Origin of the sequence: Lachnospira hominis (ex Hitch et al. 2025), assembly GCF_040096395.1 — a bacterium.
GTDB classification, from domain to species: domain Bacteria; phylum Bacillota; class Clostridia; order Lachnospirales; family Lachnospiraceae; genus Lachnospira; species Lachnospira hominis.
Window position 1 is genome coordinate 18,476 of sequence record NZ_JBBMES010000023.1, and the last position, 24,709, is coordinate 43,184.

Sequence of the window (24,709 nt, forward strand, 5' to 3'; positions counted from 1 at the left end):
TGTTTGAGATGAAGAAAAATGAAGATGGAATAGGAACTTTTTTTAGGAAGATGCAGGGGAGCTATATTGTTATGGCTGTCGCATACGTTGTATTCGGACTCAGTCTGCTTGTTAAGCCTGAGTTATCAACAACAGTTATATGTTATGCAATCGGTGCAGTATGTGTCATTTATGCAGTTGCAAATCTTATCAAATATTTTACAGGCAGCATGAACCGAATGTATATTGAGCCAGATTTTGTTCTTTCGGTTATCATATGTGTATTCGGTATTGTGACAATTGTAAGACCATCAGTAATTATATCAATACTGCCATTTATAGTGGGCATTGTACTTGTGTTCAGTGGGCTTATCAAAGTTCAGGACGGAATTAATCTTAAAAGATTTAATTATGACAGATGGTTTCTTGTATTGGGATTTGCTGTTATATCTGTTATTTTAGGCATTGTCGTACTTCTTAATCCATTTGGAACAGGTCTTCTTTTTACAAGAATTGTCGGACTTTTCTTTACAGTTGACGGTGTACTCAGTATTTCAAGCATTGTCATGCTTAGAAAAAACGGCAAATTTTATTAAAAGTTATTCAGTTGAAAAGGAATTGATATGTATGTTATAAAGGGCAGTGCTCTGCGTATTTCAGTAAGAAATCTTGTGGAGTTTTTATGCCGCGGCGGTGATATAGATGCGGGAAGCGGTTTGGGCACAGATGTTACAGCGATGCAGGAAGGAGCAAGAATCCACAGACTTATCCAGCACAGGATGGGAGCAAAATATCACGCAGAAGTACCTTTAAAGTATAAATGTGATTATGATGAATACAGTATAAGCATTGAGGGCAGGGCTGATGGTATAATCTGTGATATGGATGAAGATGAGGATGGGAATAAGACACCTGTATCTGATGTTATCATAGATGAAATTAAAACAATGCAGACAGATGTGACAAAGATGAAAGAGGCTGTATATGTCCATAAGGCACAGGCAATGTGCTATGCATACATATATGCCACACAGCATAATCTTGAGAAAATTACAGTCCAGATGACATATTGCAATTCGGAAACGGAAGAAATAAAAAGATTTGCAGAAGATTTTTCATATGATGAGATAAATAAGTGGTATGAAAATCTGATGAAACAGTTTAAAAAGTGGACGGATTTTATATTTGAACAGAGACAATTAAGACAGGAATCGATAGGAAATCTGGAGTTCCCTTTTGAATATAGAGAGGGACAAAGAGAACTTGTGGTCAGTGTATACAAGACGATAAACCGTGGAAAGACTTTGTATATACAGGCACCGACAGGGGTCGGGAAAACAATTGCAACAATATTTCCGGCTGTTGCCGCCATGGGACAGAACAAGGCTGATAAAATATTTTATCTTACATCAAAAACGATAACACGCACAGTTGCAGAAAATACATATGTATTGTTAAGAGAAAATGGACTGCATTTCAGGACAGTTACGCTTACAGCAAGAGATAAGATATGTATGGCAGAAAAAAGAGAATGTAATCCGGCAAACTGTGAGTATGCCAAAGGTCATTTTGACCGTGTAAATGATGCGATTTTTGATGCGATATCCAATAATGAAGTTATAGACAGGACATGCATAGAAAAATATGCATTAAAACACAGAGTGTGTCCGTTTGAGATGAGCCTTGATATTTCATACTGGTGTGACGGCATAATCTGTGATTACAATTATGTATTTGACCCGAATGTTGCACTGAAAAGGTATTTTGGTGAAAAAGTAAAAGGTGATTATATATTTCTTGTTGATGAAGCACATAATCTAGTTGACAGAGCCAGGGAAATGTATAGTGCATCAATAGTAAAAGAAGATTTTCTTGAGATAAAAAAACTGCTTAAGACAACGGATGCAGGGTATATAGATAAAAGACTTGTGTCATGGCTTGATAAATGTAATAAAAGTCTTCTTGAAATGAAAAGAGAGTGTGATGATTACAGGGTTTTTGGTGATATATCTTCATTTAAAAGACTGCCGGAATATCTTGAATATCTTTCAATGGGAATATCATCATTTCTCGATAAAAATAAGAAGTTTGAAAAAAAGGATGAACTTCTCGAATTCTTTTTTAAGATAAAACATTTTCTTGCGATGTATGACTGTGCAGATGAAAAATATGTAATATATTGCGAGCATGATGATGAAGGGAATTTTGTGCTGCGTCTGTATTGTGTTGACCCGTCCGGAAATATATCAGACAGGATTTCCATGGGATGCAGTACAATATTTTTTTCGGCAACGCTTCTGCCTGTCAATTATTACAAAGAAATGCTGTCAGGAGAGATTGATGATTATGCTGTATATGCACATTCGCCTTTCAAAGCTGAGAAAAAATGTATAGTTGCTTCAAAAGATGTGAGCAGCCGTTATACAAGACGCAATGATAATGAATACGAAAAAATCTGCCGTTATATATATGAGACTGTCAATGCAAAAAAAGGTAATTATATGGTATTTTTCCCATCATATGGATATATGGAAAATGTAAAGAATATGTTTATGGAAAATTACAGCTGCCGTCCGGCAGAAACAGCTTTTACAGCCGGAGAAGACATCTGTGGGAAAAAGGATTATATAAATATATATATTGCGACACAGAGAAATGGAATGAATGAAGAAGACAGGGAACAGTTTTTAAAACTTTTTGAAGAAGAAAAATTTGATGGGTCTCTTATTGGAATGTGTGTTACAGGAGGTATATTTTCTGAGGGGATTGATTTAAAGAACGACAGTCTTATAGGTGCTGTAATTGTCGGAACAGGGCTTCCTATGATATGCAGGGAGAGAAATATTTTAAGAGATTATTTTGATGCAAATGAAAAAGACGGATATTCATATGCCTATGTTTATCCGGGAATGAACAAGGTACTGCAGGCAGCAGGCCGTGTTATAAGAACAGATGAGGACAGGGGAGTGATAGAACTGCTTGATGACAGGTTTCTTCGTCCTGAATATCAGAAAATGTACCCGAGGGAATGGGAAAATGTTATTTCGGTAAGAAGAGAAAATGTCAGAAAACAGCTTGATATTTTTTGGAAAAACTAAAAAATATAAATATTTATATAAATTTAATAGTGCATTATGATGCATTGTAATGTATAATCATAAGTAAGATATACGGTGAAAGGGATGGTAACTGTATGGATGATAAGTTTAGAGAAAAAGTTAAAAGAGCCATAGAAGACGGCACTTACAAACAGGAACTTGAAAAGATGAACTTTGACAGATTCCAGTCAATAGAGATTCAGAAAGGAATACAGTCCCATGTTGATGTTTTAAAATATGCTTCGCCTGAATTTGATGCGGCACAGATGAAGTCTATAAGACTTGCACTTGAGGATGGAATGGATGTTGAGGCATTCGCAAAGCCTGAATATGATTATATCCAGATGGAAGAGATTAAGAGTGCAATAAAAGACGGAATGGATGTCGCACAGTTATGTAATCCGCTGTTTGATTTTTCAGTTATGCGTGAAATAAGAATGGCAGGAGATTATCAGAAGCGTATATTAAAATTTGCTGATGAAGGCTGTGACAGCGGGGTGCTGAAGCAGATAAGGCTTGCAGCACAAGCGGATGTCAATATTGATTTTTATGTTCAGGAAGGATATGACGAATATCAGCTTAATGAGATAAGGCTTGGCCTTATGCACTGTGTTGATGTTAATAAGTATCTGTATCATGAATATAACGGGGAACAGATGAAGCAGATAAGGCTTGGACTTGAACAAAAAGTGGATGTTTCAAAATACTCAATGACGGGATTTTCATCAACACAGATGGAACAGATAAGGCTGGCATTAAAAGACGGGCTTGATGTTGAGGAATACGGTGACCCATTTGTTGAGGCACTCCAGATAAAAGACTGGCGTGAGGGTAAGGTTCCTGAAGCACCGAGACAGCCGGATGAGAATCAGTCAAAAGAGATTCTTGCTGGACTTGAAAAAGGACTCGATGTAAGCCTGTATGCGGATACAGATTACAGTGCAGAACAGATGAGACAGATAAGGCTTGGTCTTGAGGATAATCTTGATGTCTCGCCTATTCTTGATAAGAATTTAAGTGCAGAGCAGATGTGCAAGATAAGACGGAGTTTAAAGTAAAAGGTGGTGGCAGGTATGGATAATACAAGTAAAGATTCACTTGAACAATTAAATAAAGACATCCTGGTATCTATTGCTGATGACTGTATGACTGCATATATCTGCCTTAAAAATCCGGGAACGGAAATCTGCTATGGTTATGAAGATGTTAAAAAAGCACTGGCAGATGCCGGTGTAAAAATGGGAATCAATGATGAACTTATCCACAGAATTTTATCGGAAAAAAGATATAACAGTATGGAAACAGTGGCAGAAGGAAAACATGTTGAAGACGGTGAAGATGCAAGATATCAATTATTTTTTAATACAGATGTCAGTAACAAGCCGGTAATACGTGAAGATGGTTCGGTCGATTATTATAATCTGAGACTTTATGAACTTGTGAGCGAAGGAGACAAGCTTGCAGAATATATACCTCCTACAAAAGGTGTGTTTGGATATGACGTAAGGGGTAAGCTTCTTGTGCCAAAACCGGGCAAACCTAAGACAAAGTTAAGAGGAAAAGGATTTACCGTATCGGAGGATGGCAATACATATTATTCAGCTATTGACGGAAAAGTTGAATACAGGAATACGGACCTTAATGTTATTGGGGTTTTGCAGATAGAAGGTGATGTTGATCTTAATATAGGTAATGTTGATTTTAACGGTGATGTTGAAATAAGCGGCAATGTTATAAGTGGGGTTTCTGTTACTGCAAAAGGAAATGTTACGGTTGGCGGCTTTGTTGAAGGTGCTGTCATAAAAGCGGATAAAGATATTATTTTAAAGAAAGGCTCTAACGGAAAAGGCGTTGCCAAGATAGAGGCAAAAGGCAATGTCACAGCGAGCTTTCTTGAAAATCTGCGTGTTTACTGTGATGGCAATGTATATTCTAATTCGATTCTTAACTGTGAAATATCAGCAAAAGGAAAGGTTATTGTTTCGGGGAGCAAAGGCGTCATATATGGTGGTGATGTAACAGGAATGCTTGGTGTTGAGTCAGCATCAATCGGTAACTCGTCAAATGTTTCTACGATTGTAAGAATAGGTGCTGCAAAGCAGGTACATAAAGATTATCAGGATACGCTTGTGAAGTTAAAAGAAATTACAGCTGAGATAGATACGCTTGAGATTGTAACACATAAGTATGAAAGGCTGCGTGAAGCCGCACCGGAAAGATTTGACAGGGAAAATTATAATAAAATTATACAGTCAAAGATAATAAAAAATTCGCAGAAAGCCAAACTTCAGGAAGAAAATAAGCAGCTTTTTGACCTCATAAAAGAAGCGACAGTTTCGGGAGTAACAGTTTATAAGACATTATATCCTGGTGTGAGGATTTATGCGGAAAATGTTATATATGATGCCCAGACGGAAAGAAACCATATCCGTCTAAGAAGAGGCGGGGATGCAATGAGAATTATTGAACTGGGCGATGATGAGTAAAGATTAACTGCCGCTTTACGGCAGCAGAATTGGAGTTTATATGATACAGGAAGTGGTTTCAGTAGATTTGCCGGTACATGAAAGGCTTGTTATAAAAAAGAACCGTCTTGAGCCTGAAAATATGACAGGAAAAGAAAAGAGGATTTCTATAGTTACAGGCACTCATGGTGATGAGCTTGACGGGCAGTATATCTGCTATGAGATAATAAAAAAGATACAGATGTATCCGGAAAAACTAAAAGGAATAGTTGATATATATCCGGATGTTAATCCGTTGGGAATTGATATGGGTTCAAGAGGAATTCCGATGTTTGACCTTGATATGAATAGAGTCTTTCCGGGAGATAATAATGGTGCAGTAGCTGAATATACTGCTGCCGGTCTGATTGATGATATTATAGGCAGTGATTTCTGCCTTGATATTCATTCAAGCAATATATTCTTAAAAGAAATGCCACAGCTTAGAATGACAGAGGAAAATAAAGATAAGCTTCTGCCATATGCAAAAAAGCTGAATGCTGATTTTATATGGATATATTCTTCTAAGACAGTTCTTGATGCAACACTTGCATACAGCCTTAATAATATGGGAGTTCCGACACTTGTTGCTGAGATGGGAGTTGGACACAGAATTAATAATGAATACTGTCAGCAGCTTATTGAAGGTATATTTAATCTGATGACAGAGCTTGAAGTATGGGATGATGCACCTGTAAATGTCAGGAATTCTATAGTTTCAACGGAAGGACAGGTGAGTTTCATATCTGCTGCGGGAAGCGGAATATTTGTTTCATCCATTAATTCTATGGGAACGATAGGAATGGGAACACATATAGGAGATATTATAGAACCTATAACTGGAAAAGTAATCCAGCGAATAGAGTCGCCTACTGATGGCATAATATTTTCGTTAAGGGAACACCCGGTTGTTTACAAGGGAGCATTAATTGCCCGTGTATATGGTGGAAGAAAGCAGGAGTAAGATTTGAGAAAAGAAGTTTTATATACATTAAAAGGATTATACAGGGAAGATTTTGAGATAGAAGGATACAGATTCGGGGGCGGAGAGAAATCAGCATGTATAGTGGGTGCAATGCGTGGCAATGAGATGCAGCAGCTCTATATCTGTTCTCTTCTTATTAATGCATTAAAAGAACTTGAGGCACATGGTTCGATTACACATAATCATGAGATTCTTGTGATTCCGTCGGTAAATAAATATTCGATGAATGTAGGAAAAAGATTCTGGGCTATTGACAATATTGATATTAACAGAACATTTCCGGGAGATGCACAGGGCGATACGACAAAACAGATTGCTGCAGCATTGTTTGAGAATGTTAAAGGATACAATTACGGTATTCAGTTTGCAAGCTTTTATATGCCGGGTGATTTTATTCCGCATGTAAGGATGATGGAGACGGGGTATCAGAGTGCAAGTCTTGCAAATCTTTTCGGCTTGCAATATGTTGTTATCAGAAAGCCTAAGCCAATGGATACGGCTACGCTTAATTACAGCTGGCAGATGAACGGAACTAATGCCTTTTCGATATATACCAATGCGACGGACACGATTGATGATAAATCGGCAAGACAGGCAGTATCGTCTGTTCTTAGATTCCTTACAAGAATGGGAATTTTAAAATATAATAATCACAGCGGCTATATAGCAAGCGTGATTAACGAGCATGAGCTTCTTGCTGTAAAGACTTATGACGGTGGTTTTTACAGGAGACTGAAATCACCGGGGGATCCGGTATTCCACGGAGATATAATAGGTGAAGTAATAGATCCGTTTGAGGGTTTTGTGAAGTCGCAGATTGTATCACAGACAGACGGAATTGTATTTTTTGCACATACAGCACCTACAGTTATGGGAAATCAGGTAGTATACAAAATTATACGAAGAATGCATGAATAAAATCTGATATTTCTAACTAATGGTGGGATTGTTAAATACAAATAAATGTGTTAATATAAATTTTATTATTGTATCGGTTATCCGGCAATAAATATTCTAATCATACAAAGGTTAGCAGGAGGATTATGATGAGCGGCGTTAAGAGAGTTTTTGTTGAAAAGAAGAAACCGTATGCTGTTAAAGCAAAGGAACTTTATGATGAGATAACAGATTATCTCGGTATTAAGACTGTTACCGGTGTAAGAGTTCTTATAAGATATGATATTGAAAATCTGTCAGATGACACTTATAAGAAAGCACTTACAACTGTATTTTCAGAACCACCGGTAGATGATGTATATGAGATGCAGTTTGAATCAGGCAATGATGATTATGTATTCTCGGTTGAGTACCTTCCTGGACAGTTTGACCAGAGAGCGGATTCAGCAGAACAGTGTGTAAAGTTTTTTAATGAAAATGAAATACCGGTCATTAAGACAGCTACAACTTATGTAATCAGTGGAACATTGACAGATGAGCAGAAAGAAAAGATTAAAGAACTCTGCATTAACCCTGTTGATTCAAGAGAAGCTGACAGCAAGATACCTGATACACTCGTTACAGAATTCAAGGTTCCTGCTGATGTAATTATTTTTGACGGATTTAAAGATATGGCAGAGGCAGATTTGAAGGAGTTATATGATTCACTTGGCCTTGCCATGACATTTAAAGATTTCATCTTTATACAGGAATATTTTAAGAACGAAGAAAAAAGAGACCCTTCTATGACGGAGATAAGAGTGCTTGATACATATTGGTCAGACCACTGCCGTCATACAACATTTGCGACAGAACTTAAAGATGTTAAGTTCAAAGATGGTTTTTACAGAAAGCCTATGGAAGATACATATAAGAAGTATCTTTCTGACAGAGCAGAGATTTATAAGGGAAGAAAAGATAAGTTTGTATGCCTTATGGATCTTGCCCTTATGGCAATGAAGAAGTTAAAGGCAGAAGGCAAGCTTAACGACCAGGAAGAATCAGATGAAATTAATGCATGCAGTATAGTAGTTCCTGTAACTATAGATGGCAAGGAAGAAGAGTGGCTTGTTAATTTCAAGAATGAAACACATAATCATCCTACAGAAATTGAACCATTTGGTGGTGCTGCAACATGTCTTGGCGGTGCTATAAGAGATCCATTGTCAGGACGTACATATGTATATCAGGCAATGCGTGTAACAGGTGCAGCAGATCCTACAAAGCCTATGTCAGAGACACTTCACGGCAAGCTTCCTCAGAAAAAGCTTGTAACAGGTGCAGCACATGGTTACAGTTCATATGGTAACCAGATTGGTCTTGCAACAGGTTATGTAAAAGAGATTTATCATCCTGACTATGTAGCTAAGAGAATGGAAATCGGTGCAGTTATTGCGGCAGCTCCAAGAAGTGCCGTAAAGAGAGAAAATTCAGATCCGGGTGATATTATAATTCTTCTCGGTGGACGTACAGGACGTGACGGCTGTGGCGGTGCTACAGGTTCATCTAAAGTTCATACAGAAAAGTCTATCGAAACATGTGGAGCAGAGGTACAGAAAGGTAATGCACCTACAGAGCGTAAGATGCAGAGACTTTTCAGAAGACCTGAAGTTACAAAGCTTATTAAGAAATGTAACGATTTTGGTGCAGGTGGCGTTTCGGTTGCAATCGGAGAGCTTGCTGCCGGACTCAGAGTTTCACTTGATAAGGTTCCTAAAAAGTATGAAGGTCTTGATGGAACAGAGCTTGCCATTTCTGAATCACAGGAAAGAATGGCTGTTGTAATTGACCCTAAGGATGTTAGAGCATTTCTTAATTATGCGGCAGAAGAAAACCTTGAGGCAGTTGAAGTTGCAACTGTAACAGAAGAACCAAGACTTGTACTTGAGTGGAGAGGCAAAGAGATAGTTAATATTTCAAGAGCTTTCCTTGATACAAACGGTGCTCATCAGGAGACATCTGTTCTTGTTGATATTCCTTCAAAAGAAGATTCATATCTTAAGTCTTCAAAGATAGAAGATGTAAGAGGCAAGTGGTTAAAAGTTCTTTCTGACCTTAACGAGTGTTCACAGAAAGGTCTTGTTGAAAGATTTGATGGTTCAATCGGAGCCGGTTCTGTATACATGCCATTTGGCGGCAAGTATCAGCTTACAGAGACACAGGCAATGGTAGCAAAGCTTCCTGTACTTAAAGGAAAGTGCGATACAGTTACAATGATGTCTTATGGATTTGACCCTTATCTTTCTAAGTGGAGTCCATATCACGGTGCTATATATGCTGTTACAGATTCAGTTGCAAAGATTGTTGCGGCAGGCGGTGATTTTAACAAGATAAGATTTACTTTCCAGGAATATTTCAGAAGAATGACAGAAGACCCATCACGTTGGAGCCAGCCATTTGCAGCACTTCTCGGTGCTTATGAGGCACAGCTTGGATTTGGACTTCCATCAATCGGCGGTAAAGATAGTATGTCAGGTACATTTGAAGAGATAGATGTTCCGCCAACACTTTGTTCATTTGCTATAGATGTGGCAAAAGAAGGTGACATTATCACACCTGAATTAAAGACTCCGGAAAATGTTCTTGTTAAGTTTGATATAGAACATGATGAATATGATATTCCTGTATTTGAACAGGTTAAGGCACTCTACAACAGTATCCATGAACTTACTGAAAATGGTACAATCGTATCTGCTTATGTATGTGATGCAAATGGTTTTGTTCCTGCACTCTGCAAGATGGCATTCGGTAACAAGCTTGGATTTGCATTAAACAGTGATTTGAAAGAAGAATCATTATTTGCACCTGCATATGGATGTATAGTTGCCGAGGTTGCAAAGGATAAGCTTGATAATATTAAGACAGCTTATACAAAGCTTGGTGAAGTTAAAGAAAAAGCTGCATTTACATATAAGGAAGTTTCAATCAATGTAGAAGAGGCATTAAGTGTATGGGAAGACAAGCTTGAAAAGGTATTCCCTACAAAGGTTTCAAAGGAGACAACTTCTATTGAGACAAAGCTTTTTAATGCTGAAAATGTACATGTATGCAAGAATAAGGTTGCAAAGCCTACAGTATTTATTCCGGTATTCCCGGGTACAAACTGTGAGTATGACAGCACAAAGGCATTTGAAAGAGCTGGAGCAGATGTTATTGTAAAGGTATTTAAAAACCTTGATGCGGCAGGTATCAGAGAGTCTGTTGATGAGTTTGAGAAAGCAATCGCACAGTCACAGATTATTATGTTCCCTGGTGGATTCTCAGCAGGTGATGAGCCTGATGGTTCAGCTAAGTTCTTTGCCACTGCATTCAGAAATGCAAAGATGAAAGAAGCAGTTGAGAAACTTCTCAATGAGCGTGACGGTCTTGCACTTGGTATCTGTAACGGTTTCCAGGCACTTATCAAGCTTGGACTTGTTCCAAACGGAGCAATTACAGGTCAGAATGAGCAGTCACCTACACTTACATTTAATACAATCAACCGTCATATATCTAAGATGGTATATACAAAGGTTGTAAGTAATTTAAGCCCATGGCTTGCAGGTGCTGAGCTTGGCGGTGTTTATTGCAATCCTGCTTCACACGGTGAAGGAAGATTTGTTGCACCTAAGGAATGGCTTGACAAATTATTTGCAAACGGACAGGTTGCAACACAGTATTGTGACATCAACGGCAATATTTCAATGGATGAGGAGTGGAATGTCAATGGTTCATATATGGCTATTGAAGGTATCACAAGTCCTGACGGAAGATGTTTAGGTAAGATGGCACATTCAGAAAGACGCGGTGATGGCGTTGCAATTAACATTTATGGTGAGCAGGATTTGAGAATATTTGAATCAGGCGTAGCATATTTTAAGTAAGATTATTATCCCTGAAAATCTGGTATAATATGCCTGGTTTTCAGGGATTTTGCTTCGCAAAGGAAGGAAGATTTATGAAGGTTTTAAGAGGATTTGTTCTGTGCTTATATTGTCTGATGCTTGCAATTACAGGTGTGTCGTTTCTTATGGGGAGTACATGTAAGGCAGCAATATCGGATATAGTTGTATACAAAAGTGAGGATAAGATAACAGATGCGATTGCGTCAGTATATCCTAATCTCAAAGGCGATGAGCTTGATAAAGTGTTTGATTATCTTGAAAATGACAAAGATTTAAGGAAAATAGCTGATATGTATGTTGATGCTGCAATAAAGGTTGCATCATCCAATAAAAATAAGGATAAGACTCTTGAGGAAATGCTTAGTGAAACGCAGACATCAGAGATGAATAATGCAGTCTCTTCATTTACGGATAATCTTGTAAGTAAGGTTTTTGGAGATGAAGCAAATAATATAAGCGGCATTGCAGCCACATTATATAACGCTGTAAAACAGTCTGTTTCATTGAAAGTTACAGAAGCAGTGTCGTATTATACGGCTGGAGTTGTGGATGGAATGAGCACAAAGCAGCGTATGATTATTAAAATATATGTAATGTTTACATCTGTTGCAGCTCATGTGATATGTATAATCCTTACAGTTATTAACGCACTTTTGATATTTGCGGCATACAAAGAAAAAGCAGGAGTTATAAGAGGTCTGGGACTTGGAACGACAGCAGGAGGCCTTGTATTATTTATTCTGTCTAAAATGTTTGTAAATGTCGGAATGAGGCTCAGTAACAGGATGGTGGGAAGAACAGTTGGTTTTTCAATGAATGGCTGGTATCTGTTCAGTGGCATCTGTGTGGCAGCCGGTGTTGTTATGATTGTTGTGGCACAGGTTATAAAGAAAAATAATAATTAAAAATTACAGGTAGGAGGAAATTAATATGACAGAAGTTGTATTGGGAAGCACAGAAATTAAGGTTAATAAAAACGGTTTCGGGGCATTGCCGATTCAGAGAATAAGCCATGAAGATGCCGGAGAACTTCTTAAAATGGCATATAATGCGGGAATTAATTTTTTTGATACGGCAAGATTTTATACTGACAGTGAAACCAAAATCGGAGAAGCACTTGGAGATGTGCGTGAAAATATTTATATTGCAACAAAGACAGCAGCACAGAATTCTGATGATTTCTGGAAAGATTTAAATACAAGTCTTAATAATTTAAAAACGGATTATATTGATATTTATCAGTTCCACAATCCGTCATTTTGTCCTAAGCCGGGAGACGGAACAGGACTTTATGAGGCTATGCTTGAAGCAAAGGCACAGGGGAAAATCCGACATATAGGAATTACAAACCACAGGCTTAATGTTGCAAATGAAGCTATAGAATCAGGCTTATATGAGACATTGCAATTTCCGTTTAATTATCTTGCAACAGAAAAAGAACATGAGCTGGTAGAAGTCTGTCGCAGTAAAAATATGGGATTTATTGCTATGAAAGCACTTTCGGGAGGGCTTATAACCAATTCAAAAGCGGCATACGCATATCAGGCAGAATATGATAATGTTCTTCCTATATGGGGTGTACAGAGAAAGTCAGAACTTGAGGAATTTATAAGTTATATAGATAATCCGCCTGTTATGGACGATGAGATTCGTGCGGTTATAGAAAAAGATAAGAAAGAGCTTGCCGGTAATTTCTGCCGGGGCTGCGGATACTGTGTTCCGACATGTCCGGCTCACATTGAAATTAACAACTGTGCAAGAATGTCACTTCTTCTTCGCCGTTCACCATCAGAGCTTCAGCTTACAGAAGCGGTTCAGGCAAAGATGAAAAAAATAGAAGACTGTATACATTGTGGACAATGTTCGGCACACTGTCCTTACGGTCTTGATACACCAACACTTCTTGAAGAAAATTACAAGGATTATAAAGAGGTTCTTGCCGGAAAGAAGATTTGAATGTAGCTGAAATATAGAAAATATGAGTATTCATGACGCGGAAATTTCCGCGTCTTTTTTTGTATTGCAGTGATGAGAAAAAGCAGAAACATTATGATGCTATTATATGATTTAAAATATCTATGATATATAATAAATATCATAAGAAGTTTATAAATGTAAAATTATATACCTTTGGTTGCAAATGCAGTACCGTTCGTTACAAGGCTATTGCACATAAAAATTATATGTGATATGGTACAAATATGGAGGGGGATTTTAAAATATATTTTATGAAATATAAGGGGGTACATATGAATATAGCGATATGCGATATTGATAAAGAATTTGCGTCAATTATTAAATTAAAGATAGAGGAGAAACTTGGTAGTGTTGATGTGGATATTTATACAGACAGTAAATTGCTTATGCAATCAGACAAAGTATATGATTGCGTGTTTCTGTACATGGATATGCCGGATATAAATGGTATTGATATGGCAAGATGCATAAGAGAAAAATATACATTTACAAAGATGATATTTATATTATCAAAACTGGATGCAGTAGTTGAAGTTATGAAATATAATCCGTATCGATTCATAAGAAAAGAACACTTGGAGGAAGATATTAAAGAGGTAATTGCAGTTTTAAAAGAAAAAAGTGAAGAGGAACTGCAATATATTAATTTTAAGATTCTGGGAGAGAGAAAACCGCTAAGATTTAATATAAAAGATATAGTGATGTTTGAAGTATTTCGTCACGAATTGAAAATAAAACTGGAAGATAAAGAGGTTCGTATAAAAGCTACATTAGAAATTCTTGAAAAAACTTTGGAGGCGAAAGGTTTTATCAGGGTACATAAAAGTTACATTGTAAATTATCTTTGGATAGAAGATATAATCAGAAATGAGGTTATATTAAATAACGGGCAAAGAGTTCCTTTAAGCAGGCAGAAAAAACAAACGGTTATTCAGAGATTAAACAGTTTACGGTCAAACAAAAATTAATGTTTGCATTTGGGGCAAAAAAAGTGCAGTTGGGGCAAGTTGTATTGACATAAATACAATGGCATATATAATGAAATTATAAGTAATGTTTGAGTGTAGAATTGAGGGAGGGTTTTTATGAAGAGAAAAATATTATTGGTATTTTCAATATTGTTATTATTTTTGATTTCATGTGGTCAAGATAAAAATAAGGATGTTGATGAACAATTAACGGAGCCTGAATATGAGACGACAAGTGTTGAAGCAAAGGAAATAAAAGAAGGCATTAAAGTTATTGATGGTTGGAAAGTTATTGAATCGGAGGCAAACGGTAAAAAAGTATATGTATATGCACCTTACATAGAAAATAAATTAAAAGGCGTATCATATTGGGAAGACAGCATAGATGTGGATTTTAATATTAATAAGATAATAAATGCCGATATGCCGAATGGGTGTATTGCAACTGAACAAAAAGTCTGGAGTGATAATGTGAATTGTTCATTTCAGCCAAATCTTGGATTGAATGAGTATGATTCGACAAGAGTAAATCCCAAAAATGAATTGCGATATATAAGACCTGTTAAACAATATTATAAAGTGTTAAGTGACAACAATACAGATTTGAACCAGATAACAGAATATACTGCACCGAAAGTAGATGTTCAGGCTGTATCTTTTGCATTATATGAAGATTTTTTGAGTGAAGTTCCCGGCTTGATAGTAAAAGTGTATGGTGTTCCCGTATCAAAGTGGAATTCTGAAGTTGGTGATACCAAGATGTTTTCATATAATCAGATGAGTGAATTTGACAAAAAGATTGAATCGGGGAATTTAACAGGGTGTGATGAGCTGTTATCAAAAAAGATTTCCAAAACAGGAGTTTATTATATAGATTATACGGAAATTCCTGACAATGATAATTATGCACAATATTATCTTGTATATGAATTTGACAAATCAATAGAATGTATATTTAAAATAAGTTCTTTTATGACATATACAATAAATGACAGTGATTCTTATAATACATGGAAGAAGGAAAATATTGAGCGGTTACTGAATTAAAAGCGGGGTGATGTGATTGCATGTAAATAATATTATAAGACTTGTATACAGGAGTATTACAAAGAAACTGTTTGTGACGGTAATGCTTTTTTGTATTAATTTTATTTCTTTTTATATGGTTGATATAGTTGCAACTTCATATTTTGGTACAAAATATGCAATAAATGAAACGACAAAAATGTTTTCCAGTGATATAAATAATATTAATTATGTATGTGCAGGAGGAACTGATGCAACATATGAGGATGGCAGGAAATTAACCGAGTATGTGGAAAAGCTTGATGAAGTTGAGAAAAGCGGATATTTTTCGGAAGGAGTGGCACAAGGTTTAGATAATGATTTGAGAATTCCTGTTGTTATTGCAGACACAAAAATACAACAAATCGGTAATTTAAAATTGAGCAATAAATTAAAAGAGGCAATGCAGAATGTGCCGCAGGGTTATCAGTGCATGCTGCTTGGATATAATTATAAAAATAAAGTTAATATAGGTGATATATTTAGTGCATCTATATATAAAAATGATAAATGTATTGTTGTAGGATTTCTGCAAAAAGATGCAATGTGGCCTAAGAGAGGAAGATTATTTGATGTTTCGACAGGTGAAGATATATATACTCTTGAAAATTCAGGAATTATAATTACAGATAATTATGAATTATATGATACATCAAAAGTTGCAGATACATCATATGAATATTACTTTTTGGTAAGCGATTATAATAAGGACATTGTATATGATAAAATAAAAGCATTTGCTTCAGAAAATTCAATAACTGCATTAATTGTAAATATTGGGGAAAACATACAAAATAAAATAGAAGAAAACGGATTGTCAAATAATAAAAATATAACGGCTACGGTAATGTTTGTAATTCTTGCGACATTGTCAATGAGTGTGTCTTGTGTTGTCCATTGTATGCTTGATAAAAAAAGTTACGGAACAATGGTTGTATGTGGAATGAAAAAGAAAGAAATTATAAAAATGACTGTATTTTATAACGGATTTTTATTTATTTCATCATCGGTTGCATCATGGCTTTTAAGACAAAAACAAATTTTCGGAAAAATCAATCCGGCAGATTCTCAGCTTGTAACAGGTGTTTTTCGCCTAAATAATATTGCGGGACACATGTATTTTGTGCCGATTCTTATATTGGTTATGATTATATTTATGACGCTAATAACATCTGTAATGCCTGCAATAATAATCAGTAGAATGACACCTGTTGATATGATTTTTGAAAGAGATTAGGTGGCAGTATGAGAAAAATTTTCAGGAAAATATTTCGTTATAAACTTACTTCGATTTTTTTTATTATAGGACAACTTATTATTTATATTACAATTTTTGGGGCATTAGCTGTTTACAACAGGGCATATGATAAAGAAAAAGACCGTATAAATGCTGTTTATAAAAATAGAATAGAACTTGAGATTAATATGTCTAAAAAAGTGGATTTTATGTCTTTTTTTGCTGACAGCACCAATACAGGAAATGCTGTGATTTCGGGGAAATTAGCATTGGGAATACAGGAACTTGGAACTTCTGTACGTTCTGAAATAATAATTATGTCGAATGAGCAAATGAATTATAAGCTGGAATCAGGAAGGCTTCCGGGAGAAAATGCGAAAAACGGAAGGCTTGAAGTTGCTGTAGGAAGAAATAAAGCAAAATTTGCAACAGTGGAGAACGGTAAAAAGTATCTTGTAATTGAAGGTGACAGGTATGAAATATCAGGGATATTGGGCAGTGACAAATCTGATTATTGGGATAATAAGGTCGTTTTGAATATTGCCTGCCTCGGAGATAAGACACTAAACAGTCTTATGAAAAAGATGTCATATACAGTGGAACTTGGAAGTAACAGCTATGAACTTGATGATACATATAAGACGGTTTACGGAAATATAAAAAGCATAGATCAGGATAGTGTAATAAAAGCAAAAAAACTTATTTCAAATGGTGAGAGTACGTTGGAAAAGTCAATGGCAAAAGAAAACATGCAAGTGAATGTAATAACATATATTTTTTGTGTTTTAAATAGTATGATTATATCGGAATTCTGGATAATACAGAGAAGAAAAGAATTTGCTATAAAGAAAGCACTCGGAATGAAAAATTCAAAAATAATTATGGAAATGTTTATTAATATTACAGAGTTAAGCGGTATTTCTTTGATTATGTTTTTGTTATTGAATATTTTATCGAAAGTATTTGTAGGCTCGGCTTTTATAGATATTAAAATTTCATTTATAACGGTTTTGACAGTAATAGCTGCAATTATTGTAACTGTCGTGGCATCGCTTATATATCCTGTGTATAAGATTTTTCATATGAATCCCGCACAGCAGATTTAAACATGGAGGATTTATGATTAGACTTGAAAATGTTATTAAAATATATGGTGAAGATTACGAAAAGAAAATAGCATTGAATAATATATGTCTGGAGATAAAAGATGGTGAATTTGTTGCTGTTACAGGTCCGTCCGGTTCGGGAAAATCAACACTTCTTAATATAATCGGTTGTATGGATATACCAACAAAAGGCAGATATTATCTTGACGATACGGATATTACGTTAAAAACAAAGAGTCAGATAGAGGATATAAGAAAGGAAAAAATAGGCTTTGTATTTCAACATTTTGCATTGATGGATTATTATACGGCATATGAAAATATAGAATTGCCTTTAATAATAAAAAATATAAAGAGAAGTGAAAGAAAAAGGTTAGTTAATGAACAACTGAAATTACTTGGAATAGAGGAAGTAAAGGACCATATTCCCTCGAAAATGTCTGGAGGTCAAAGACAGAGAGTTGCGATTGCCAGAGCGTTGGTGTCGGGTTGTAATATTCTTCTTGCCGATGAGCCGACAGGTGCGTTGGATCAGGCAACAGGAAGAGAAGTAATGGAACTTTTAAAAGAAATTAATAAAAGAGGAACTACGGTAATAATTGTAACGCACGATATTAATATAGCAAATCAGACGGAAAGAATTATTGAAATATGCGATGGGAAAATTAAAAGATAAATATGGGGGAATAGTTGTGGAGCAAAAAATTATAGTCATATATTTGATTTTGATTGTTTGTTTAATTTCAGGCTGTGGTCCGAAAGTTGGAAATGAAAACGGAAAAGGCGAATCTGATAATAATTCGGAAATTGAAATGTCGGATAATAGAAAGAGTACAGATTTTAATATTAGTTATGGGATTGAAGAGGTTAAGCAAAATGATTTTATATTGGAATATAACGGTGAACCTGTAAGTTTACATAGTTTTGTGAATTGCAGTATGGATATTAAAATTGGAATATATTTGTTTGCAGACGGAAGAATACAAAGCTATGAGGATTGTTCAACAAAAGAAGAAGGAATTAATCATATATATGATGTAAAAGCCGGCGAAAAAAAAATAAACGAGATAAAATTTGTTCCGGATATAGGTAATGAAGGGGATGATTTGTCATTAAGATTTTTATTTGTGATAAATCCTGATACAGTTCCTGATAAAGAAAGCTTTGTATATGCTCATGATACAAATATGAATCAGGTATATCCGATTAATATACATATGAATGTAGAGAGTAAAAATAAAGGTGGTACAGAAAAAAATATTGTATTATGTAAAGAAATGACACAAGAAGAGTATGATTCTAAAGTTTATGATAAATACGGAAAATACAGGAATACGTTGGATACAGCAGATTTTGTAATGAAAAATAATAACGATGAGGAAATACAAAATTACATAAAAACAGATAATGGAGTGTTGAATTTTGTAATTGAAGGTTGTGGAGGTAATAACGATTATTATAATATAACGGCATATATAAATGGGGTAGTATTGGAAAAAGATATATTTAATGCTATTTTTCAAATTCAGAGAGGAAGATACATAACAAAAAAAGCATTTGATGTTGACCTGACTAAATTAGATAAGAATAAATATAAATTAGGTGAATATAACAGCTTATTCTTTGTAGCAGTTCCGGAATCTGGAAATAAAAAGAATTTAAGTCAGAGAATAAGGGTGTGTACGTTCGGATATAAGTAAGCATCTAAATAGTATGACTATTTTATATAACAACAGATGTGGGGGTATTTATGAAAAAAGTAATTGCAGGTATATGTTTATTTATGATTTTACTAGTGGGATGTGGTGGAAAAAATAATAATCAGGTGTCAAATGAGGAAAGAAATGCAAATATTCCAGAGGTTATAAAAAATAGTTATACACAAATTGATAATAATATATATGATATATCAAAACTATTTGCTGTAGAAAACAATAATATAATAAGATATAAGGTCTTTTTTGACGCAGGAATGATTGTAATAGAGAATAAAAACAGTGGCTATGAGATATATCCGATTAATTTTGAAGGGGCTGAATTTAGTCAGGAAAATGTGTGTAAAATTGGAAGAGTAAACAGTATATGGCAGTGTGATAAGGGTATTGCAACGGATGTACTTATTGAATCAAGAGATTATTATGATAATACATATGAGAGAAGTGTTTACGAGTTGCAGGAAGACGGCAGTATTAAAAAAAGTGTACTTGGAACATATGATGTAAATGAAAAAAAGAATATATCAAATACCAATAATTATGAAAGCAAATATTTGTATTATTATTTATGCGATGATGAAAAACAAATAAGAAAATATAATATAGAAACAGGTCAAGATGAAATTATTGCAGAAATGAATACGTTAAATATAAGTGTTATAAATAATATTGTACATGGTGAAAGCGGTTATTCGTTTAATGGGAATGGTTTAGCTGAAAATACCGGGAAAGGACAACAGACTCATGGATTGTATGGACAGATTGACAATCAAGGTAATGTAAAAGAAATAATATTTGATTATAATTCAAGTGAGGTATTTACATATAATGGTGGATTAATTATAAAAAATGTGATAAATCCGTTAGAAAATCCTATAACGGTAAATGAAGTCAGAAGTTTATGTTCGGTTAATTTGGAAAATGAAGTCTTGAATATGGAAGATAATAAATGGATTATGAAATATACGTCTGTTGTTTCTGAAAATGGTAAATATATTCTGTTTAGTGATTTGAATAATATTAAAGACAAAGATACAACAACATTTATTATTTATGATATAAAGGAAAATAAGTTTATATACAAAAAAGATATACAAAAACATAAAAATGCTGTAATACAGAATATAAATATATCAGAAAAATACAATGGATTTATATATTCATATTTTGAAGAAGGAATCAGAAAAGCATATTTTTATAAATTTTAAAAGAGGGAATGGGATTGGCAGAATTAATTTTAAAAAATGTGGATTTTTCATATGGAAAAACTAAGGTTTTACAGGATATAAATATTGTACTTGAGAATGGTGTGACAGCTTTATTGGGACCCAACGGAGCTGGGAAAACAACACTTATTAATATAATAATGGCATTATATAAACCCGATAGAGGAGAGGTTATATATGATAATCATAATGTTAGAAAATTAAAAGAATCATATTATGACTATATAGGTTATTTACCGCAGATGCCACAATTTTATAAAAATTTTACTGCGGCTCAGTTTCTTGAATATATGGGAACTTTAAAAGGAATTGAAAAAAAAGAACTAAAAAATAAAATCAATGAGCTGCTTATACTTGTAAATTTAAGAGAAGAAAAAAATAAAAAGATTGGTGCATTTTCAGGCGGCATGAGGCAGAGGCTCGGTATAGCACAGGCATTGCTTAATGACCCACATATTCTTATATTGGATGAACCAACTGCGGGACTTGACCCTAATGAAAGAATAAGATTCCGAAATATAATATCACAGATTGGTAGTTCAAAAATAGTGATATTAGCAACACATATAGTTTCAGATGTGGAATGTATTGCTTCAAAGGCAATATTTATAAAAGACAGGCATGCTGTATTAATTAATAAGCTTTCTGAATTACCGGGAAAAATGCAGACAAATGTTTGGATTACACAGGTTGAAGATGAAAGTAAAATAGAAGAGTATATAGTAAGATATATGGTGTCAAACATACGAATGGTGGAAGATAATAAAAAATATGAACTGAAAATTATATCAGATGAAAAACCTGACGACAACGCAGTTAGGTCGTTGCCGGGACTTGAAGATGCTTTTTTATACTATTATGGAGAGTAGCTTAAATGAAATTTGAAGTTAAAAAACTTGTATGCAAAAGAATAGTATATGTAATTGTAGTATTGTCAATGCTTATAAACGGAATATATTGTTTTAATAGTGCTGACAAAATAAACAGTAAAAAGTATAAAAATGCGTCGGAATGTCAAAAAAATATATATAAAAAAATAGAAGGAAAGATAACACAGGATAAAGCTGATTTTATAAGCACAGAATATGAAAGATTAAAAAAAACAATAGAAAGCGGTGATTATTCAAAAGAATATGATGAGACTACATATTCGGGATATATATTTCTTGATTATAATATATTTAAAGAGATATATGATGAATTTAAATACAATGTAGAATATAAAACAGAGGCAGAAAATATATGTAAAAAAGCGAATGAATGTGAAAAAATATATGAAATAAAAAATAATAAATATTTTGTTGAGTATTATAAAAATTATTCTGTCATATTTTCAAACAGGTATATAGATGAATTTTATGATACAAGAGGTTGGGATATATATTTTAAATACAGCTTTTCAAATTTAATAATAATCATGCTGATTATATTTATCAATTGTGGAATATTTTGTAATGAACGAGAAGAAAAAATGGCAGTTCTTATTATAAGTACATCAAAGGGCAAAACGCATCTTATAAGGAATAAAATTATTGCCGGTGTAATAGTTTCATTAATAATTGCGTGTTTTTTTTATATTGAAGATTTTATTATTTTTATGACCGTGACAAATTTACATGGTTTTGATAATTTAATATATTCTGTAAGAACTTTTAAAATGTGTCCTTTAAATGTAAGTATGTTACAGTTTTGTATTTATATATTTATATGTAAAATTACAGGGATTATTGTGATTTCATCATTAGTTGCTCTTGCGTCTTCAATGTCAGATACAAACTTTGTTTCAAGCGTATTGACGGTTATATTTATTATTGTATTAGTGATTTTCAACAATATTAAAATCAAAACAGATATATTGTGTCTGATAACGCCACAGCTATATCTTAAAGAATATGATATTGTGAAAATTTTTAATAAACCAATATTGAAAACAAATTATAATATGATATTTGCATTATTGATTGTTATAGCTGTATATACAGCAGTGTGGTGGCTGGAGGCTGAATTGGGAAAAGTCATGAAGAAGGAACGTATATGATTAGATGTATTAGTTATGAGTTATATAAGTTTATGGTACAGAAAAAAGGCATAGTGCTTTTTATGGTTTATTTTATTTTTAAAATAATAAGCGTTGTTACAAGTCCCGGAGTTCAGCACAATAAAGAAAATATCAGGCAAAAAATGTATATGGATATATATTACAGCAGGTGGGGAGGAAAATTAGACAGTCAAAAAAACAGTGAAATAGAAAATATGCTGGTTCAAATACAAAATGCACAGAATAAATATGATGATATGATGTCAAAGAAAGTGAATGGAGAACTATTACAGGAAGAATACATGGAAATTACAAAAGAAACATTTCCATTAATTCAGCAAAGCACAATATTTGAACAGTTTTATAAAAGCTACAGTTATTGTAAAAATGAGTCAAATGGAGGCTGGCTTATAAAAGCTAATGCCTGGCAGATATTATTTGGATTGCAAAAAATAGATTATGTATTGGCAATAATAGCAATATTGGCGGGAACAATGATTTTTTCATCGGAATTCGGTTATCGCGGACTTGAAGAAATTATAAAAACTACACATTATGGAAAAAATTATATTTTGTTATCTAAAATTGTATGTCTGATAATAGTATCGTTTTTAGTTGAAATGATTTCAGTAGTTGCTGAGTTTACCGGAGTGGCGGTGTTTTTTGATTTTACATTTGCAAATGCTCCTATAAGGAGTGTTCCTTCTATGAAAAATTTTAAATATGATTTAACGATAGTGGGAGCATTTGTGATTTTATTTTTGGTTCGGTTATTTGCTTTGTTTTATCTGGAAATAATAGCAGCTTTTTTAACAGAACTTACAAAAAAATCATATCTTGGATTTGTATTGACATTTTTTAGTATATTGTTATTGGATTTTATATTTGGAAAATCCAATGATGTATATAAAATGCCGTATCCTGTATCTATGATGCAGACAAAAGGGTTTATGTTGACATCAGAACATATTTATGTATTGATGACAGCTTTTTTAATATGTATATGTCTTATTGTAATTATGGTTATTCATTATATGAGGGAAATAAATTATGAATAAATCAAAGAAAATAAAAATATCTATAATGGCGGTTTTATTGATTGTTACTTTTTTTACAGGTACATTTATTAGAATCAAATCCTGTGAATTGCATATAAGACAGGTATATTGGAGTACGTCGGATATTAGTGAAGCGGTAGAGACAAAGGATTATATTATTACTAAAAACAAAAATTATTATGTTAATCAAAAAGAAAATGATTTGAAATATAAACTAATACCGGAAATAGATGAAGGTAATAAGTCAGTTACTAATCTTGTTGGAAGTAGTGAATCAAATATTGTTTATTTTTTGGAAAGCAAAGATAATGTCAATTATATAGTAGAGAAATCACTTGATATATATGAGGAAAAAATTATATATAAATCTAAAAATTATGATGAATCAGTCAAATTATTCGGAATAGATATAATTCATAATTATGATAATGTAATAACAAAAACAGATAATTATATTATGGGTTTTCTGATAATGAATAATAAAATAGTAATAAGAAAACAGGGGTTAGTAACCATATATGATGGTATAACAGAAAAAACCATAATTTCCGAGAAAGTAAATGCTATCTCAAATTTTGATGATTGCATATTTTATACAAATGGAATAGGTGAATTGTATTATATGAATGTCAATGATTATAAGACATATAAAGCTGATGATATATATGCAAAAAAGATAAGGGGAATAGAAGGGGGAGTAATGTATGAGGATATATTTACAAATAAATGGATGAAATATAGTTTATATTAAAAGTATTACATTTGGGGCAAAAAAAGTGCATTTGGGGCAAATTGTATTGACATAAATACAATGCCATATATAATGAAATTATAAGTAATGTTTGAGTGTAGAATAATAAAGGAGGGGTTCTATGAAAAAATTAGTATCATTTGTTATTGTTACAGGTATTCTGATGAGTCTTACAGGCTGTG

Annotated in this window: 20 protein-coding genes; all 20 read left to right on the forward strand. The window is 33.7% G+C overall.

Going from position 1 to position 24,709, the window contains the following annotated elements; genetic code table 11:
* Positions 1–8: 8 nt before the first annotated feature.
* The 20 genes from WMO38_RS13700 to WMO38_RS13795 all read left to right on the forward strand — a co-directional run bounded on the left by WMO38_RS13700 (position 9) and on the right by WMO38_RS13795 (position 24,527).
* Positions 9–575 (forward strand): HdeD family acid-resistance protein, encoded by a 567-nt coding sequence (locus WMO38_RS13700; protein ID WP_349163063.1) that lies wholly within the window; start codon positions 9–11, stop codon positions 573–575.
* Between the two features lie 27 nt (positions 576–602).
* Entirely contained in the window at positions 603–3,077 is a 2,475-nt protein-coding gene (locus WMO38_RS13705) for an ATP-dependent DNA helicase (RefSeq protein WP_349163064.1), read from the forward strand.
* Between the two features lie 95 nt (positions 3,078–3,172).
* Positions 3,173–4,135 (forward strand): hypothetical protein, encoded by a 963-nt coding sequence (locus WMO38_RS13710; RefSeq protein WP_349163065.1) that lies wholly within the window; start codon positions 3,173–3,175, stop codon positions 4,133–4,135.
* A gap of 15 nt (positions 4,136–4,150) precedes the next feature.
* Complete coding sequence (locus WMO38_RS13715; protein WP_349163066.1) at positions 4,151–5,563, forward strand: flagellar assembly protein A; 1,413 nt, start codon at positions 4,151–4,153, stop codon at positions 5,561–5,563.
* 40 nt (positions 5,564–5,603) lie between these two features.
* Complete coding sequence (locus WMO38_RS13720; protein ID WP_021867209.1) at positions 5,604–6,545, forward strand: M14 family metallopeptidase; 942 nt, start codon at positions 5,604–5,606, stop codon at positions 6,543–6,545.
* A gap of 3 nt (positions 6,546–6,548) precedes the next feature.
* Entirely contained in the window at positions 6,549–7,484 is a 936-nt protein-coding gene (locus WMO38_RS13725; RefSeq protein WP_021867210.1) for a M14 family metallopeptidase, read from the forward strand.
* A 128-nt stretch (positions 7,485–7,612) separates the two neighbouring features.
* Entirely contained in the window at positions 7,613–11,365 is a 3,753-nt protein-coding gene (locus tag WMO38_RS13730) for a phosphoribosylformylglycinamidine synthase (RefSeq protein ID WP_349163067.1), read from the forward strand.
* A gap of 74 nt (positions 11,366–11,439) precedes the next feature.
* Complete coding sequence (locus tag WMO38_RS13735; RefSeq protein ID WP_349163068.1) at positions 11,440–12,291, forward strand: hypothetical protein; 852 nt, start codon at positions 11,440–11,442, stop codon at positions 12,289–12,291.
* 25 nt (positions 12,292–12,316) lie between these two features.
* Positions 12,317–13,342, forward strand: a complete 1,026-nt coding sequence (locus tag WMO38_RS13740) for an aldo/keto reductase (RefSeq protein ID WP_021867213.1) — start codon at positions 12,317–12,319, stop codon at positions 13,340–13,342.
* A 293-nt stretch (positions 13,343–13,635) separates the two neighbouring features.
* A complete protein-coding gene (locus tag WMO38_RS13745; RefSeq protein WP_349163069.1) occupies positions 13,636–14,331 on the forward strand; it encodes a LytR/AlgR family response regulator transcription factor in 696 nt (231 codons plus the stop codon).
* A gap of 117 nt (positions 14,332–14,448) precedes the next feature.
* Complete coding sequence (locus WMO38_RS13750; RefSeq protein ID WP_349163070.1) at positions 14,449–15,378, forward strand: hypothetical protein; 930 nt, start codon at positions 14,449–14,451, stop codon at positions 15,376–15,378.
* 16 nt (positions 15,379–15,394) lie between these two features.
* A complete protein-coding gene (locus tag WMO38_RS13755; RefSeq protein WP_349163071.1) occupies positions 15,395–16,633 on the forward strand; it encodes an ABC transporter permease in 1,239 nt (412 codons plus the stop codon).
* Between the two features lie 8 nt (positions 16,634–16,641).
* A complete protein-coding gene (locus WMO38_RS13760; protein WP_349163072.1) occupies positions 16,642–17,739 on the forward strand; it encodes an ABC transporter permease in 1,098 nt (365 codons plus the stop codon).
* A 13-nt stretch (positions 17,740–17,752) separates the two neighbouring features.
* Entirely contained in the window at positions 17,753–18,415 is a 663-nt protein-coding gene (locus WMO38_RS13765; protein ID WP_349163073.1) for an ABC transporter ATP-binding protein, read from the forward strand.
* Positions 18,396–19,439, forward strand: coding sequence for a hypothetical protein (locus WMO38_RS13770; RefSeq protein ID WP_349163074.1), 1,044 nt, complete (start codon positions 18,396–18,398; stop codon positions 19,437–19,439). The genes WMO38_RS13765 and WMO38_RS13770 overlap by 20 nt, the downstream gene beginning before the upstream one ends.
* Before the next feature lie 50 nt (positions 19,440–19,489).
* Entirely contained in the window at positions 19,490–20,662 is a 1,173-nt protein-coding gene (locus WMO38_RS13775; protein ID WP_349163075.1) for a hypothetical protein, read from the forward strand.
* Between the two features lie 14 nt (positions 20,663–20,676).
* Positions 20,677–21,549 carry an ABC transporter ATP-binding protein gene (locus WMO38_RS13780; RefSeq protein ID WP_349163076.1) on the forward strand — a complete coding sequence of 291 codons (873 nt, stop codon included), beginning with the start codon at positions 20,677–20,679 and terminating at the stop codon, positions 21,547–21,549.
* Between the two features lie 5 nt (positions 21,550–21,554).
* Positions 21,555–22,718, forward strand: a complete 1,164-nt coding sequence (locus WMO38_RS13785; protein WP_349163077.1) for a hypothetical protein — start codon at positions 21,555–21,557, stop codon at positions 22,716–22,718.
* Positions 22,715–23,776, forward strand: a complete 1,062-nt coding sequence (locus tag WMO38_RS13790; RefSeq protein WP_349163078.1) for a hypothetical protein — start codon at positions 22,715–22,717, stop codon at positions 23,774–23,776. Before WMO38_RS13785 ends, WMO38_RS13790 begins: the two co-directional genes overlap by 4 nt.
* Positions 23,769–24,527, forward strand: coding sequence for a hypothetical protein (locus WMO38_RS13795; protein ID WP_349163079.1), 759 nt, complete (start codon positions 23,769–23,771; stop codon positions 24,525–24,527). Before WMO38_RS13790 ends, WMO38_RS13795 begins: the two co-directional genes overlap by 8 nt.
* The last annotated feature ends 182 nt before the right edge of the window (positions 24,528–24,709 follow it).